The sequence below is a fragment of the Ktedonospora formicarum genome (assembly GCF_016587355.1).
GTDB classification, from domain to species: domain Bacteria; phylum Chloroflexota; class Ktedonobacteria; order Ktedonobacterales; family Ktedonobacteraceae; genus Ktedonobacter; species Ktedonobacter formicarum.
The window spans coordinates 958,565-975,566 of record NZ_BNJF01000002.1 but is presented as its reverse complement, the minus strand read 5'-3'; the positions used below and the strand labels follow the sequence as shown (position 1 = coordinate 975,566).

Genomic DNA, 17,002 nt, shown 5'->3' with positions numbered 1-17,002 from the left:
TCTCCAAGTGTCAGAACTTTCAAGCGCTACTCGCGCAAAACCATTACCTTCGTCATCACAGCAGTGATCGCCATTCTGACGGTCTTCCCGTTACTATGGATGCTCTCTAGCTCCTTTAAAGGGCCTACAGAAGTCAACAATAATAATCTCATTCCCTCAGCGCCGACACTGGACAACTTCACGTATGTCTTTACACAGGTCCCCTTTCTAAGCTATATGCTCAATAGCTTCATTGTCGCAGGAGTGGTCACAGTTGTTGCGCTTCTCTTCCACTCAATGGCAGCCTATGCGCTAGCAAAACTCAAGTTTCCAGGCCGCGAGGTTATCTTCCTGGCGATCTTCTCAACCTTTCTCGTCTCATTACCAGTCATCCTGGTGCCGCTCTTCATTCTGATTAAGAGCCTGGGCATGCTTAATTCATATGCGGGCTTAATCATTCCAGCATTGTTTAATGCCTTTGGCATTTTCCTGCTGCGACAATTCTATATAGGTATTCCAAATGAGCTTTCAGAGGCCGCCATCCTCGATGGCTGTAGCTACTGGCAAACCTACTGGCATTTGATTTTACCCCTCAGCCGCCCAATTATGGCCGCACTGGCAGTCTTCTTCTTTCTGACAAACTGGAATAGTTTTCTCTGGCCCTTGACCATCACGACTGATTCTAGCCTATGGATGGTACAAATCGGTATCGCAAACTTCCAATCACAGTATTCCGCCACCTGGAACTACATTATGGCCGCATCAACAGTCGCGGCACTACCAACCATCATTCTCTTCTTTGTCTTCCAGCGTCAACTTGTAGAATCCATCAAATCCTCTGGCTTGAAATAAACCAACGAAGCATCAAAGGGGCGATGAAGATGTTCGCCCCTTTCCTCACCATAATTACGCATCTCATTATCTTTAATCTTGATCAAAATGCAACCAGATGATGATACAATTGTTCTACCAATGCAAGATATTGGCAATCGAGAAATATCTTGCACACGCTACCATGAACATTGTTTGAAAAGAAGCAAGGAGGCACAAAGATGGAATACTACGCGCTAGTCGAGGAATGGAAAAGTGAAAGTATGGTCCTTTTTCGAGAGTTGCCGGGATGTCTAACAACTGCCCCAACTTATGAGGAGGCGCTACAAAAGGCACCAGCCGCTATTGCGGAATATTTACTCTGGCTCAAACAGCATGACCTCCCCCTCCCGCAAGGGGATATCGAAGACATCAAAGTGGTGGTCCGAGAGCGCATTCAGGCTAAGAATGTTGGACCGCGCTTTGAGTCCGACTTGCCCGCACCAACGGACGAGGAAATTGAAAAGGTATTTCAGGTGGCGAATACCGCACGCACACAGCTTGTCAAACTCTATGAGAGTGTTGCACCAGACTTGAGAAGTAAATCTCCCGGTCCAGGCGAATGGTCGCTCTCAGAACACTTACGCCATCTGATTGAATGTGAAGCTTACTACGTGATGTGTCTAAATGAGAAGGAACCACCCACTACGCCAGATGTAGCTGACACCGTTCTCGTCCACACATTCCTGGAGAATGGGGCAAACTATGAGAGGCTCTTGTGCGGATTCACAGAAGAACAACGCTCGCATATTTATATACAAGGAGGCGGTGAGTGGACTATGGCAAAGACCTTCCGCCGCATGACAGAGCACTTGCGTGAGCATTATCCCTGGATGCAGGATATTACGCAACGGGTATCATCTGTAAAATAACAGGGCTGGTAGATATTGCCCAGCCCTGCAAGTAATCCAGAATACGCACCCTCACTCATGGGAGCATCAAATGCAAATCACCAAACTCATGCCAGAGGTAACGCTGACTCAGGGCTTCGCGATAGGTGACCTGAAGATGCTCACTACCCGCCAATGCTTCAAGCATAAGCAGATGTGAGGCACGCGGCTCATGTAGGCCTGTCAGCAGAGCATTGACCGCGTGAATGCCTCGGCCAGGCGTGATAACCAGACGCGTCCAGCCCTCGCCTGGATGCGTTACGCCATCTCCATCCGTCACTGTTTCCAGGGCGCGCACGACTGTAGTTCCAACGGCAATAATGCGCTTTCCGGTCTGACGAGCAGCATTGACACTCCGGGCCGTCTCGACTGGCACACGATAAAACTCCTCATATGGTGGCTCATGCTCCTCTAGACTGGATACACCTGTATGTAGGAGCAGCGGCACAATCTGAACTCCGCGCGCGACCAGGCGTGTCAGAAGTTCAGAGGTAAAGGCCCGACCTGCCGAAGGCATCTCGGCGCTCCCTTTCTCCGTCACATAGACAGTTTGATAGTAGTGAAGGGGCCATTCCTCCTGTACATAGCTATAGCGAATGGGAAAGCCATTCAAATCAAGGTAGGGCTGAAGAGATTGAGCGAGATCCAGAGTCGCGATCCAGAGGCGTGACTTTTGCTGAACGCGACCGCCAGCATCGTCGCGATAAGGGGTCAATATATTAAGAGAAGCTCCCTGTGGCAAGCGTAAAGACTCTCCTGCTTTAAGATCGAAGAAAGGGCGCGTGCTCTTTCCATGTGGTTGGCGAACTTCGACGATCCACAATCCCGCTGGTAGACGAGTTGAGAGATGCAGTTCAAGCGGAGTGCCATCCACACGCGTGGTCTTCAGAGCAGCATTCATCGTACCACTGGTATTGATGACCAGCATATCGCCGGGCAGCAGCGCGTTCTCGATATCGCGGAAACTGCCATGTACGACATGGTTATCGGAGCGATACGAGACCATTAAGCGAACGTCATCGCGAGCTAGCCCACGCGCTTCAGGCGGCATTGTGGCCTCTAGCTCAACAGGCAACTCAAAGTCCAGGCTACTGGGGATAGGCTGAGTTGTATTGTGTAATGGGCAGGTAAGGATTTGTGATTGCGTCATCGCTACACTTCCTTTAATAAGGCCTGAGCCTGATAGCGTCCACTAGGATAAATCCCTTCAATCAATTTGAGCAGACCGGGGACACTCTCTTCTGGCAATGGACGGTCACTAATGTCTTCGCCAGGGAAGGCTTCTTGATGCATCTGGGTACGCATATCGCCGGGATCGACCCAGTAAACTCGTAACTGTGAGTTCTCCGCTGCCAGGATATGTGAGAGTTGTTCAAGCGCGGCCTTGCTTGAGCCATAGCCCCCCCAACCTTCATAGGCTTCAACGCCTGCGTCGCTGGTAATGTTAATGACAACCGCTCCAGGTTGAAGGTATTGCTGTAGCGCCTGAGTTAGCGCAAGGGGCGCAATGACGTTGGTACGATACACCTGCTCAAGCGTTTCTAGTGGATAGGCGAGTAGAAATGGCTGTGGACTGGGGCCAAGGATACTAGCATTGTTGACCAGAAGATCAAGCGACCCAAATTCCTGTACGGCGCTTTCGATGGCCTGACGATGACTGGCATTGGTCACGTCACCCGCCAGGGCAACGACGTGACCAATGCCAGCACAAACAAGTTCAGCCCGCGCCTCTTCCAGGGCATCAGCACCGCGGGCATCGATGATGAGGTTCCAGCCTTCGCGAGCGAGGTGGCGCGCCAACGCGAGACCCAACCCACGCGAGGCTCCAGTAATCACTGCGGTACGTGCTTGTGTTGTAGGCATAGTATCTAATCCTTTCGCACAGTAGCCAAATCTGGCATTGTTATCTCTCTGCTACTTCTTTAAGAAAGACTTTATCAAATCGAGCATGGAGAGACATTGTGCGAGAGGACAGTATAGGCTGTCCAAAGGGACAGCTTTTATGTTACCCACAATAATAAAGAAGAAAGTGTGTAAGGAGCAGGTGCTTATCTCTGAACATTTATGATGGCGTTCGGAAGGCTTATGTCCTGCATCTGTAGGCAAAGAACTTTAGCCTGTGCAAAGTTCCTTCCACGCACCATTTCAGAGTAGATCAGCGCCTTCATTCCATTCTTCGAGGATGAAGCCTTGATGGATACGGAAAATTTGCATCATAGTTCGATGAACCTCGCGACCACTCGCGAGCGTTCCACGCCAGGTTGTGCGGACAGCAACCCTATTGTCTTCTGCAAATAGATCGTCAATAGTGATGGTAAGGTCCGGCAGGGCGGCACGAAGCTGAGAAAAATATGCTCGCACGCCCTGCGGTCCTGGTATCTGCTCAGAAGTTGAGCGATCAACGAAGTCAGGCGCGAAGACTTCATCTATACGCACCAAATTTCCAGCATTGATTGCCTCGTAAAGCGAACGGATAAGGTTCTTCTTCTCAGAAGATGACATAAACTCTTTACTCCACACTCAAGCGCGATGAGTAGTGATGCCTTCTGAAATCTCCTGAAGGCGGCGCAATCCCTGACGATCACCGAGGCGTTCGAGAACGGGACGGGCCCGCTCAAAGTGTGTAAGATCACCGCAACGTTGAGCGAGAACAAGTCGCATACGAGCTGCATGTGGAGCGAGACCATTCGCCTCGGCCTCATCAATCGCTTGCGCCAGACGATCATTATCGTTTGCGGTCAGGGCCTGAGCGATCTCGCGCCAGCAGCGATAGCCGCTCCCATCCTCGTTGACACGCGAAATTTCCTCCTCAGAAAGGGCGACTCCACGCTCGTTCAAGATCAGTAGAGAAGCAAGGCGAAGGACATGCCCCGCAAGTCGAGGGTAATCCACACGTATCTTTTGCGCATCGCCTTCCAACAAACCATCAAGGTAGCGAGCAAAACCGGGTCCCAGAAGCTCCCCATCCCTGCGGACCCTGGCGGCCATTTCAGCGATTAAGGTACTATCTTCACGCGCCATAGCTAACAGGAGAATCGAATGATAGGCGCGTACAAGCGAAACCAGTGCACTCTTGTCCGTCTGTACAAGTGCATGTATTTCATCCATCTTCGAGCGAAGTCTATCCAATTCATCCCATCGACCAGAGTTAAAAGCGCAGAACGCGGCGTTACCTACTACCTTCTGGAAACCAATCACTGATTGACCGGGCTTAAGATGCTTGAACGCGTCCCAGGCATCAGAGATGCAAGCATCATAGTCTCCCATCAAGAAGTGGCAATCAGCGAGCGAGCCAACAGCGTCCGCCCACTCACCGGCAGGCAGATTTGGGATAGTCAGGCGGCGCTGCATAGCATTGAGGGCTTCAGGCAGATCATGGACATGCATTGACAGTGCGCCATATGCATCCAAAGCCTCACTAAGCGCCTCCCATGACTCATGCTGCTCAAAGTAAGCGGCAGCCTCCTTAGCTAATACACGTTGCTCTGCAAGTAAGGGTGCCAGGGACATATGTTGCTCCGAATCACAATAGCGGAGATCGAAGCAAGCAATCAGTCGAATGCGCCAGCGTTCCTCCTCATCGCCACTCTGCTCAACAAGTGCGAGGGCCTCCTCGCGCATAGCAGTCACCTCTTCAAAGGTGAAGCGAGGGAGGAAAGAATGACGCGTAGCCGCGATCAGGAGTTTGCGCAAGAGGCGCGCGCCGATTAGCGGCAAACGCTCCTCAGTAGAACGCCAACAGTCCAGCGCCTTCTGATAGGTATCACAAGCCATTTCCCCATGTGGCGTGCTCTCTGCTAACTCCTCATAAAGGCGCACACATTCAGATTCAGGAGCAAGATCAATCGCCAGTTGCAAATACATTCTGGCTTCCTCATATGAACCGGTTCGACCAGCCAGCAGCCCTGCACGCTCTAAAGCGCGTGCAGCCTGTTCTGCCTGGAAAGGCATTTCAATGGGCACGGCGGACTGACGTGAGCATTGAATTGCTTCTCGATAGTGATAAGCGATCAGGCCAATATATTCGTCAAGATGGTCAGTGGCAGCGGCCTCCATCCAGAGTGCGCTCTTGCTATGCAAACGGACACGCTCGGCACGCGAGAGTGTACCGTAGGCCACATCGCGCACAAGAGCATGGCGAAAGGCATAGCGACCGCTCTCCAGCGCTACCAGCATATCGCGACCGAGCAAGTCATCAAGTGCCTCGTCAACATCCTGCTCACTCGACTCATCGAGGAGGGAAGCCAGCCACTCCCGGCTAAAAGAGCGGTTAGCGGCTGACGCACTCTGGAGAAGCGTACGCTCCTGGGGAGCAAGCAAATCGATACGCGCGAGAACAGCGGCATGAACGGTATCAGGAAGAGCAATAATATCAGTAGCTCCACCACGTTGTACATGTTCAACGTAGCCACGCATCAGCTCGAGAGCGAAGAAGGGGTTGCCGCCAGAACGTTCGATAACAAGTTGGCGGACATTCTCAGGTATGGTTACTGGCATACGGTCCAGCAGTTCTAGTGTTTCGGCATCGCCGAGCGGCTGCAAGTGCATGGTAGTAACACCTGGAACCTTCCCACCCCAGGTTGCGCTACGGTCCTGGAGCTCAGGTCGACCTGTCGCGATAAAGAGCACAGGTACATCTTTCAAGGCGTGGATAAGATGCTCAATGAGCTCAAGCAGAGCATCACTGGCCCAATGCAAATCCTCAAAGATGAGTATGCGTGGGGACTGGCGTGTCAGAGCTTCAATGAGCTTGCTCCAGGCGTCAAAGAGACTACTACGATCGGGTGTATAGAAGCGTGAAGGGACTATCTCTTTAAGAGAGCGATAGATATTCGCACGAATTAACTCTCCAAGCTCATTCCCTTGCCTATCTATTTCATCAATATTACCAGAGAGCGGATTGAAATCGGGTCCAGGCGTCAAACGTCGCGCCAATTCGTTGATAGATGAAGTCAGAATGGACCTCACTTGAGGCGTAGGGATGGACAGCGGTTCCTGAGGTGGAGGATTAACCGTGCCTGGAGCATCCGAAGCCGCGTCTCTCTTCATGCTCGTGCGCTCATCTGACCAGATTGTATGACCAGAGTCACTGGTACCTTCTCGTTCAAGCCCCACAAACTTTAGCCAACCATCAATTTTGCCCAGTTCTTCCGATGTGGGGACAGAAGTCCCACTATCGGCGTCAGAGGGGGCGGATTTTCCCTCTTCCATACCTAGAGTCGTTAATATGTGCTCAGTAAGACGACTTGCATTCTCTTCCGAGTACCCTCCCTGGCGAAAAACGGAGCGAATCTGCCCTCTATCAGGCTCATGACCAAGCAGGTCAGTGAGCATACCACGCAAAGGCCAATAGGTAAGGGTCTGCCCATAGGGGAGGCAACGTGCATACGCAACCTGGAATTTGTCGGATGGCTTAAAGCGCACGACAAACTCCTCCAACAAACGCGATTTGCCAGTACCAGCAGGAGCAATAAGCGAAGCCAGGCGCGATCGTTGACCATTGCGCACATGCAATTTCAAAATCTCGAGATGCAGTAGGTCATCGAGGCGACCTACAAAGGGAGGGCGTTCAACTTGCCGACTCGGACGACGACTAGTAAGCGGAAAGACGCGCAGAGGCAAAGGCTTGCCCTTAGCCTGTAACATACGCTCTTCGCCAAACAAAAATGCCTTGCGCGCGGCTCGCGCCGTGCGTTCGCTCACGATAATCTCGTCGGGCTCGGCTCCCTGTTGCAGACGTGCGGAGACGTTCACGGCATCACCCGTCACAAGAAAATCAAGACGCTCAGGGTTGCTTGTAGCGACGACCTCACCAGTGTTAACGCCTATCCGCAGACGAAAGAGAGGATGCAGGATCTCATCAGAGGCAATGGCATCACGCAGAGCCAGGGCTGCGGCTAGCGCGCGTTCAGCATCATCCCCGTGTGCCTGGGAGAAGCCGAAAATAGCCATTACAGCATCGCCAATAAACTTCTCCAACTTGCCACTGTAAGCGGTAATGATGCGGTGAGCATGCTCATAGTAGCGGCTCATAAGAGCTCGGACATTCTCAGGGTCCATCGAATCCGCCAGAGCGGTCGATCCAGTAACGTCTGCGAAGAGAATCGTAACCAGTTTGCGTTCGTCGGGCATGGGCCTCTCCTTGAACATGCAATGCCATCTATTTAGGCATTATCTTAACGCAATCAAGGGGAAAAGAGCAAGTGTTCAACCCACAAAAGAGGTTTCCAGATTTCAATCTGGAAACCTCTTTTGTGGGTTGATTGAATATCGAGTTAGCTATACGGCTTCCTCTTGCAGGGCACGACCAGTGAACTGGCTATTGTAGAGATCGGCATAGAAGCCATTCTGCTCAAGCAATTCTTTATGTGTGCCTTGTTCAATAATGGTACCGTGGTTCATAACCAGGATCAGATCAGCATCACGAATAGTTGAGAGGCGATGAGCAATCACAAAGCTTGTACGACCCTTCATCAGTTCACTCATAGCAGTCTGAATCTGCATCTCAGTACGAGTATCGACACTGCTGGTAGCCTCATCCAGAATCAGAATTTCAGGATCAGCCAGGAAGGCGCGAGCGATAGTCAAGAGCTGGCGCTGGCCCTGCGAGATGTTAGTCGCCTCTTCATTCAGGATGGTGTCATAGCCATCGGGTAGCGTTCTGATGAAGTGATCAGAATACGCAGCCTTCGACGCCTGTACAATCTCCTCTTCTGAAGCATTATCGCGACCATAAGCAATATTATCGCGAATAGTGCCATTGAAGAGCCAGGTATCCTGCAGTACCATACCAAAGGTTCGGCGCAAGGCCCCACGCTTCAGCTCTGTGATGTCTACACCATCGACCGTGATACGACCTCCATTGAGTTCGTAGAAGCGCATGAGCAGATTGACCAGGGTCGTTTTACCCGCGCCAGTCGGGCCAACAATAGCAATCATCTGCCCAGGCTGAACATTGATATTCATGTCCTCCATCAGGATCGAGTCCTCATTATAGCCAAAGCGGACATGCTCAAATGTTACCGCGCCCTGTGAAGATTCGATCACCTTGGCTTCAGCAACTTCCGGTATCTCCTCCTGCTCGTCGAGCAGCTCAAAGATGCGCTCAGCCGAAGCCATTGTCGACTGGATTACATTGGCAAAGTTGGCAAGCTGGGTGATAGGCTGGGTGAACTGCTGGGCATACTGAATGAACGCCTGCACATCACCAATCGAGATTGTACCCTGCGTAACCAGGATTCCACCAACCACGCTTACAAAGACATAACCAATGTTACCAATGAAGCGCATAAGTGGCATGATAATGCCCGAAGCAAACTGTGCCCTCCAACCCGCCTCATAGAGCTTTTCATTCAACTCGGCGAAGTGAGCCAGAGACTTCTTCTCGTATCCGAAAGACTTCACGATCTTGTGGCCCGTGTACATCTCCTCAACGTGACCATTGAGGATACCGAGCGAACGCTGCTGATCGCGGAAGTAGGTCTGTGAACGTTTCGCGATACCCATCGTGACCACCAGGCTCAATGGAAGCGTGAGGATCACAATCACGGCGAGCAACCAGCTAATCGAAAACATCATCACAATCACGCCAACCAGGGTGACGACAGAGGTAATCAACTGCGTCAGGCTTTGCTGAAGCGTCGTGCTGATATTATCCATATCGTTTACTGCACGGCTCAGGATCTCACCATGAGGACGTCCATCGAAGTACTTCAGAGGCAGGCGCGAGAGCTTCTCATCAACCTCTTTACGCAAGCGATACACGGTCCTTTGCCCAACGCTTGCCATCACGTACTGCTGAATATAGCCGAAGATGGAGCTCAAAACATACAGACCCAGCAGGAACAACAGAACGGTGCCGATATAGGTAAAGTCGATGCCCGGCGCAGGCTGGTGCATCATCAAAGCTTTATATTTACCGATCAACCCCTCAAAGAGTTTGGTTGTCGCCATACCCATAATCTTTGGGCCAACGATCATAAAGACTGTGCTCAGGATAGCCGTAACCAGCACGACCGCAAGTTGAAACTTGTACGGAGCAAAGTAGCCAGTAAAACGCCGAAGAGTACCCTTGAAATCCTTCGCTTTCTCTACTGGTCGCCCCAACGCACCCATAGGGCCACCTGGACGCATAGGGCCACCCTGATTGTTATTGCGTTGCATGCTCATGCGATTTCCTCCACAGAAAGCTGCGAAGAGACAATTTCGTGATAAACATCACAGGTCTGTAGCAACTCCTTATGAGTGCCAATACCAGCAATATGGCCCTCATCGAGGACAATAATGCGATCCGCATCCATAACCGTGCTCACACGTTGGGCTACAATCAACACTGTCGAGTTCTGCGTCTCTTCCTTGAGCGCGCTTCGCAGACGGGCGTCGGTCTTGAAGTCAAGCGCGGAGAAGCTATCATCAAAGATGTAGATCTCAGGCTTACGCACAAGAGCGCGAGCTATCGAGAGGCGCTGCTTCTGTCCGCCAGAAACGTTTGTCCCGCCTTGAGCGATAATGGAATTGTAGCCATCAGACATCCCAGTAATGAACTCTGCGGCTTGTGCCACCTCCGCCGCATGGCGCATCTCCTCATCAGTGGCATCATCTTTACCATAGCGAAGATTCTCAATGATGGAGCCAGAGAAGAGCACAGCTTTCTGCGGCACAAAACCAATCTTCTCGCGCAGATGTTCCTGCGACATCGCCTGCACATCGACGCCATCAACCAAAATCTGGCCACTATCTGTGTCATAGAAGCGCGGAATCAAATTAACTAGAGTCGATTTTCCAGAGCCAGTGCCACCAATAATGGCCGTCACCTCACCAGGGAACGCACTAAATGTAATATTCGAAATGGCTGGCTCTTCCGCACCAGGGTAACTAAAGGTCACATCCTGGAACTCTACATACCCGCGCTTCTCATCGGCGCGTACCACCTGTTCAGCATCGACAATCTCGGGTTCTGTCGCCAGCACCTCGTTGATACGAACAGCGGAGGCTGCTGCACGAGGAAGCATGATGAACAGCATCGCCACCATAAGCAGGGAGAAGAGAATTTGCATAGCATACTGTAAGAACGCCATCAAAGCCCCAACCTGCATGTCGCCATTATCGATACGAATACTGCCAAACCAGATGATAGCGATACTTGAGACATTCAGTACCAACATCATGACAGGCATGAGGGCTGCCACCAGACGATTCACCTTAATACCAACTTCAGTGAGATCGAGATTGGCCTCATCAAAACGCTCTTCCTCATGGCGTATGCGATCAAAGGCCCGAACCACGCGCACGCCAGTCAACCCCTCGTTCAGGATGAGGTTCAGCTTATCGAGCTTGACCTGGATCAAGCGGAAGAGAGGGATAGCCCGGCTCATCATCAGAGCAATCGTGATAATGAGAACTGGCACGATCACAACCAGAATCCAGGAGAGTCCCAAATCCTGTTCGAGCGCCATGATAATACCACCGATACACATTAGAGGCGCGATAATCAACATACTCAGGCTAATTACCATGACTTGCTGCACCTGGGTTGTATCATTCGTCGTACGGGTAATGAGCGAGGCAGTGCTCAACGTATCGAACTCATGCAGCGAGAACTGCTCGACACGACTGAAAATGCTTGCGCGAAGATCGCGACCAAAGCTAGTAGCGACGCGGGAGGAGAAAAACATGCCCACTACAGCGCAGATCGTACCTCCCACAGCAATCAAGAGCATCCAACCTCCGGTGCTCCAGATGTAATTCGTATCTTGCTTCGCAATACCCTTATCCACGATATCCGCCATTAATGTTGGCAGATATAAATTCGCCATTGTTTGAGCAAAGGCGAGCACCAGCACCAGGATGAGTGTCATGCTATACGGCTTTAAGAACCGCAATAACTTGATCATGAATTCTCATCTCCATTCATTCAAAAAAGATTAATCCGCTTCTCTCTCAGACTCAGAAAAGTAGTAGGAAACTCTGGTTAATAGTTCGGCTAATTGATCGCTTTGCTCCTCACCGAGGTATTCGATGAGTCCCTTGATAGAAGAAGTGAAAGCCTCATGAGCCTCTTGCGCGACCCTTTCACCTTTTTCGGTCAAGCGCACGCCAACAGCTCGTCGGTCAAAAGTATCGATATGACGTTCGATTAAATCGTGCGCTTCCAGGCTCTTTAGCAGTTGAGTGACGGTTGGAGACGTCACCTGGAGCATCTTACTGATCTCCGACACCTTTAACTCAGAACTCTCTGCTGCTGTGCGCCTCTTTACGCAAATCAGCACGCGTATCTCGCTCGGTTTCAGGCCGGCAATAGTCTGTGGATACCAACTTAACCGCCTAAAATGCATCATGGCGCGCATGAGTTTCTGCTCAATAGCGGGAGTAGTCATGCTCACTTACTTGCCCCCTTATAATAGGTTCGATCTTCCGAAAACCAGAGCGCGCCCTCTACTGTGGCTATGGTTTTCATATACTTAGGTTGCCAACTATATTGTCTACTAAATTAGTTGGCAACCTAAGTATATAGTGAAAATGGCGTCATTGTCAATACTATTTTTAGCAGGGCCGAACTAACGACTAAAACATTCTATATTTTCGATGGATCGCAATTAGTGAGATGAGCGAGAGGGAGCAAGGAAGAAAACAAGCTCTGCTTTTGATGGCGTCGAGCTTCTGACGTATATCTATATACATACATAACAGCACCCGCGCGCTATCTGCCATATATGCCATTGCAACCGTACCCGCGCGCTAATAATTTATACAGAATCATAGCTCACTCATATCGAGCAAGGAGCATCGTTACGATGTTATTCTGTGATCATTGCGGGGCCGAAAATAGTAACACCGCAAGCAGTTGTGTCTACTGTCATCAGTCGTTACCTAACAAGCCCATAATCTCCACGCGGCAGGGTCAACAACAAGTCCAGGTCGCGCGTGTTCATCCACCACGTCAAACAGTAACCTCTTCTCCTTCACTGACTTACCAATCGAATTTGCTACAACAACGTTATCGCATTGTAGAAACCATTGGTGAGGGAGGCTATGCCTCTATCTATAGGGCGTTTGACAGGCAGAACAAACATCGCTCTGTCGCTATCAAGGCCATTAATCTCAAAGGACTGAGCGCGGACGAAATGATTGACGCTACCGCGACATTCAATAGCGAGATCGCGATCATGAGCACGCTTCACCACAAGGCGGTACCACAGCTTCATGACCACTTTACTGATTCCGAGCACTGGTATATTGTAATGGATTTCATCGAGGGGCAAACGCTTGAGCAATATTTCTCAACCCTGACAAGCTCGAGCTTTCGCGAGGTTGGAACCACTCGCACCTTTCTCCATATAGCGCTCGAGCTGTGTGAAGTACTCGCCTATATGCACAATAAGAGCCCACGTATCATTTATCGCGATCTGAAGCCCTCTAACATCATACTTAAGAAGGATAATCACATCGCCCTGGTTGACTTTGGCACAGCGCGCTATTTCAAACGAGGTAAAGCACATGATACCTTGCCACTCGGTTCTCCTGGCTATGCCGCTCCAGAACAATATGGCAAAGCTCAAACGACGCCTAAATCAGATATCTATAGCCTGGGTGCTCTCTTGCACCAGATGTTAACAGGAGAAGATCCCTCGCAGAGTCCCTTTAGCTTCTCACCTATTACCAGACAGACTCCAGGTCTTTCCCCAAAACTGGTCGAACTTATCGAGCGTATGACCTCTCTTGACACCAAGTTGAGACCCGCGACCATGCGCGAAGTCAAGATGTATTTGCTAGGTGCGCTCTCAACTCTTGACAGCTCGAATCCGCCTGCTGCGCCTGTGCCACACTCACTAACCACTCGACCAGCCTGGAGCAATATGAGGGCACCTATCATTCCCATGAAGCCTGTAGCTTCATCTCCACAGCAACAACCAGCGAAAATCAATCGAAGAAGGGTGCTCATCTTAGGAGGAGGAGCTATTACTCTGGCGGCATTCTTTGGGGCCCAGTATCTGGGAAACTCACATGCCTCCGCACCCCCAGCTATCACCTCAACACAAAATACGGATTCAAAGATAATTGATGACGACAAGCCCGATGATACAATTCCAATGACGTCCAACTTTACACGCATAGAAAAGCTCGCGACATGGACATTGCCTGCGACCGCGACGGCCTTCGCAGACGCCGAAGACAGCGCCTTTAGTATAGTGGCTTGTACGGATAATACTATCTATGTCTTCTATTCTCATCACTCGATCACCTATACAGGACACGAATCTGGACCAATCAAATATATCTCACACTCGCATCATGACACTTACATCGCTTCCTGTGCCGAGGGTGACGCTACAATCCACGTTTGGGATGCTACAACGGGTGAGCTATATCGCAAGGTGAGGGCTCCGGCTTCCGTCACCGCACTCTCTCTTTACGGCGATGTTCTCGCCATCGCCTGCAATGACACAGTGTATACCTATAATCTTTCGAAAATCGATAATAGCAATAACGCGACCGCTTCACCAAAGCGTATCTATCACGAAGCAGGAAACCACATCACAGCACTAAGATTGCAAGTCCCATCTGATAACAACCAACTTTACCTCTGCTATGGTTGCGAAAATGGAAGTGTCAGCGTCTGGCAAGATGACAAGATCACCACACAATACAAGCACACAGGCCAAATTAACGCTATTGCTTGCTGGGATTCCTTCATGGCTAGCGCCAGTTCTGACTATACAGTGCAAGTATATAATCTCACAAATACCGATGGCCCTGTTACAATCTATCATGGACATGCGCCACAGAGACGAGCGGTGCAGAAGGTTACCTGGCTTACTTATGATATGCTCGCCTCCACTGATAGAAGTGGCTCAGTCCATATCTGGTCATTACGATCCCCAATCACAAACCCCAACGATCCGGTAAAAGAGCCACTGGTCATAACCAGAGCTGACCCGCGCTTTGATATCAACGCCTATATTGTCAATTGTGATTACTTTCTCACCTGCATTACGTCGCCACAAGAATACTCAATCTATAGAATTTTCTAAATCTTAAATAATCACATGAAAGAGCCATCTCACTAGCTGAGCAAGTGAGATGGCTCTTTCGCGTTTCACACAGGCTATCTACTTAGAAACTTGAGCATATCAGCGGCGTGTTTTTTTGTTCTAAGAGCTTAGACAACCTGCAACTGCCATTGTTGATTTGCACCCTGGTGGTAAGCATATTGAATTACGTTGGCTCCAGCGGTTTGGGATGCGCCACGAACATCAAGGGCATAGCCTGACTTCTTATTGGTAAACACACAATAGCCATCACCTGTAGGTGTAATCTGCCAGAGCTGGCTATCCGAGGTGCTCGAAGGTGTAGCTAGTGTAGCGAAAGCGCTTTGCGAGGTTGAGGGCATATCGATAACCAGATTATTCGCCTTACATTGAATCTGGTAATAGCCGTCTGGTCCTGGAACAAGTATCCACTGCTGCTTCGTCGCTCCATTACTGGTTTGCTGCAAGAGCGCGGTACCAGCCCCACCACCGTTGGTATCATCAAGCACTTGCCCACTATTGTGGTTGACAAGCTTAAAGTAACGGCGCGTCATGATGGGAGCACGCGAGCTTCCACCACTATGGTACATGAGATCCTGATATGTAATGCTGCTTGCAATTGGGAAGGCGCTGGGCATTGAGATTACCGACGCGCTACTGCGTGTAAGTCGAAAGGAAGGAATACCAGCAGCAAGGGGAGCTGTAAAGGATGTCATACCAGCATTCGCTTGCTGCTGATATATATTGCCGGCAACACTTACTTCCAGCGTACCAGAGCTCTTAAGGAAACCCAACAGCTCAATTTTATCGATGGCTGGATCGCTGGCAGCGCGCAAAGTCATAACCTTCGTCTGCTTCGTCGTATCTGGCTGTGCATTGGCAAATTGGGTCCGATGGAAGTAGTAGAGCACATCACGTGTAATCGCTGGCTGTACACCCGTCTTAAACCAGGCTGTGTAATACGCTGTAAGGTCATAGAACGCGTACTGAGTCTCAACAGAAGGTGCAAACTGTGTGGATTCAGAATAGTCATTCCAGGTCAACATCAATGCCCATTCAGCATTTGTCTGAATGGCCGAGGTCCAGGAGTTACGCAGAAGCTGACTATTCGACCCCTCCCAATAATTTCCCTCTTTAGGGCGCGTATCCTGTGTCGCGATGGGAGCGACCCATATATTATTGTGGCTATGAGCCAGTGATGCATCGGTTGTATAGCTGCCCATACCAGACGCTTTACGCGTTCCCCAGGAAGAGACACCATAGGTAAAGCTCATCCATGATTGATAAGATGAGACATTCGTGCTCAAGAAGAGAGGAATAAACGCGATGTCGGCTCCACCTGCCTGGACAAGAGTGCGTAACTGCTTCCACCAATCAAGTGGCTTTCGCTCCGGATAGAATGGCGCAACCACAATCCGTCCATCATCAAGGCGCAAAAGTGAGGGATGATTCTTGAGCGCAAGAATCGTATTCGCCATGTTGTTCGGCGTAGAGTCTGCCGCTGTTGGAAAATCAATACTCAATCCAACACGGAATCCAGGGTCAACCGCTTTTGCGGCGTCGAGCATAAGGTTAATACGATTCCAGCGCTGATCAACCGAAGTGTGATCTGGCATCTCGTAGATGAAGCCATCAAGCCCAATATCGATGGCGCGCTGCACCTCGATTTTATAATCAGTCTGGAGCCAGGAACTCTCTGCGCGTGGAGCACGACCCAAAGGTCGGTCACGCAAATAGCCGCCAATGGAACGATACTCGCCATTTTTGGCATCTGGATCAAGCCAACGCGCGTAATAATCTTGCGAGGGAACCACGTTCTCAATCGAAACAGGATATGGAGGGAAATAATACGCGAAAGCTTTCTTCTTTGACGCGCGCAGGGTAGCAGTCGAAGGCATATCAAAAGGGAAAGGGTTAAGGATGGGGGCAGCCGCATGTGTTAAACCAAAACTTTCGGGGCTGAAGAAGCTCAGACCAGCTCCGGCAGCAAATAAAACGCCTGCTCCGCTGGCAGACAAAGTCAGGAGTTGTCTTCGGTTCATTCGAAACTTCATATGTACGACGGCCTCTTTAATCTAGATTTTTAGATGTTTCATGCTAATACATCTAAATGATGGTTCCCATTAGTGCCGATTATAACTACCAATACCCACCTACTTGTCTAAGATACGCAAAATCATTGCTGGCAATTTAATGGATGAAAATAGCATAACATAGGCAAAAGTAAACTACACT

Annotated in this window: 11 protein-coding genes; 3 read left to right on the top strand and 8 right to left on the bottom strand. The window is 50.3% G+C overall.

Annotation, left to right across the window (positions count from 1 at the left end; all coding sequences use genetic code 11):
* Positions 1–99: 99 nt before the first annotated feature.
* Both K3T82_RS23040 and K3T82_RS23035 read left to right on the top strand, forming a co-directional pair.
* The gene (locus K3T82_RS23040; protein WP_420799337.1) at positions 100–831 is read left to right on the top strand and encodes a carbohydrate ABC transporter permease; all 732 of its coding nucleotides are present in this window, start codon (positions 100–102) and stop codon (positions 829–831) included.
* A 200-nt stretch (positions 832–1,031) separates the two neighbouring features.
* A complete protein-coding gene (locus tag K3T82_RS23035) occupies positions 1,032–1,721 on the top strand; it encodes a type II toxin-antitoxin system HicB family antitoxin (protein WP_220195899.1) in 690 nt (229 codons plus the stop codon).
* A 55-nt stretch (positions 1,722–1,776) separates the two neighbouring features.
* Here K3T82_RS23035 and K3T82_RS23030 read toward each other — a convergent pair whose 3' ends face one another.
* The 7 genes from K3T82_RS23030 to K3T82_RS23000 form a co-directional block, all read right to left on the bottom strand.
* A complete protein-coding gene (locus K3T82_RS23030; protein ID WP_220195898.1) occupies positions 1,777–2,889 on the bottom strand; it encodes an S-adenosylmethionine:tRNA ribosyltransferase-isomerase in 1,113 nt (370 codons plus the stop codon).
* A gap of 2 nt (positions 2,890–2,891) precedes the next feature.
* Entirely contained in the window at positions 2,892–3,602 is a 711-nt protein-coding gene (locus K3T82_RS23025; RefSeq protein WP_220195897.1) for an SDR family NAD(P)-dependent oxidoreductase, read from the bottom strand.
* A gap of 282 nt (positions 3,603–3,884) precedes the next feature.
* Complete coding sequence (locus K3T82_RS23020) at positions 3,885–4,241, bottom strand: ester cyclase (RefSeq protein WP_220195896.1); 357 nt, start codon at positions 4,239–4,241, stop codon at positions 3,885–3,887.
* 18 nt (positions 4,242–4,259) lie between these two features.
* Positions 4,260–7,871: an adenylate/guanylate cyclase domain-containing protein gene (locus K3T82_RS23015; protein WP_220195895.1), complete on the bottom strand. Its 3,612-nt coding sequence runs from the start codon at positions 7,869–7,871 to the stop codon at positions 4,260–4,262.
* A 147-nt stretch (positions 7,872–8,018) separates the two neighbouring features.
* Positions 8,019–9,908 carry an ABC transporter ATP-binding protein gene (locus K3T82_RS23010; protein WP_220195894.1) on the bottom strand — a complete coding sequence of 630 codons (1,890 nt, stop codon included), beginning with the start codon at positions 9,906–9,908 and terminating at the stop codon, positions 8,019–8,021.
* A complete protein-coding gene (locus K3T82_RS23005) occupies positions 9,905–11,632 on the bottom strand; it encodes an ABC transporter ATP-binding protein (RefSeq protein WP_220195893.1) in 1,728 nt (575 codons plus the stop codon). Before K3T82_RS23005 ends, K3T82_RS23010 begins: the two co-directional genes overlap by 4 nt.
* A 30-nt stretch (positions 11,633–11,662) precedes the next feature.
* Complete coding sequence (locus tag K3T82_RS23000) at positions 11,663–12,115, bottom strand: MarR family winged helix-turn-helix transcriptional regulator (RefSeq protein WP_236031566.1); 453 nt, start codon at positions 12,113–12,115, stop codon at positions 11,663–11,665.
* 417 nt (positions 12,116–12,532) lie between these two features.
* Here K3T82_RS23000 and K3T82_RS22995 point away from each other — a divergent pair, with 417 nt between their 5' ends.
* Positions 12,533–14,770: a serine/threonine-protein kinase gene (locus tag K3T82_RS22995; protein WP_220195891.1), complete on the top strand. Its 2,238-nt coding sequence runs from the start codon at positions 12,533–12,535 to the stop codon at positions 14,768–14,770.
* Between the two features lie 128 nt (positions 14,771–14,898).
* Here the strand turns inward: K3T82_RS22995 and K3T82_RS22990 are convergent, their stop codons facing one another.
* Complete coding sequence (locus tag K3T82_RS22990; protein WP_220195890.1) at positions 14,899–16,821, bottom strand: endo-1,3-alpha-glucanase family glycosylhydrolase; 1,923 nt, start codon at positions 16,819–16,821, stop codon at positions 14,899–14,901.
* Between the last annotated feature and the right edge of the window lie 181 nt (positions 16,822–17,002).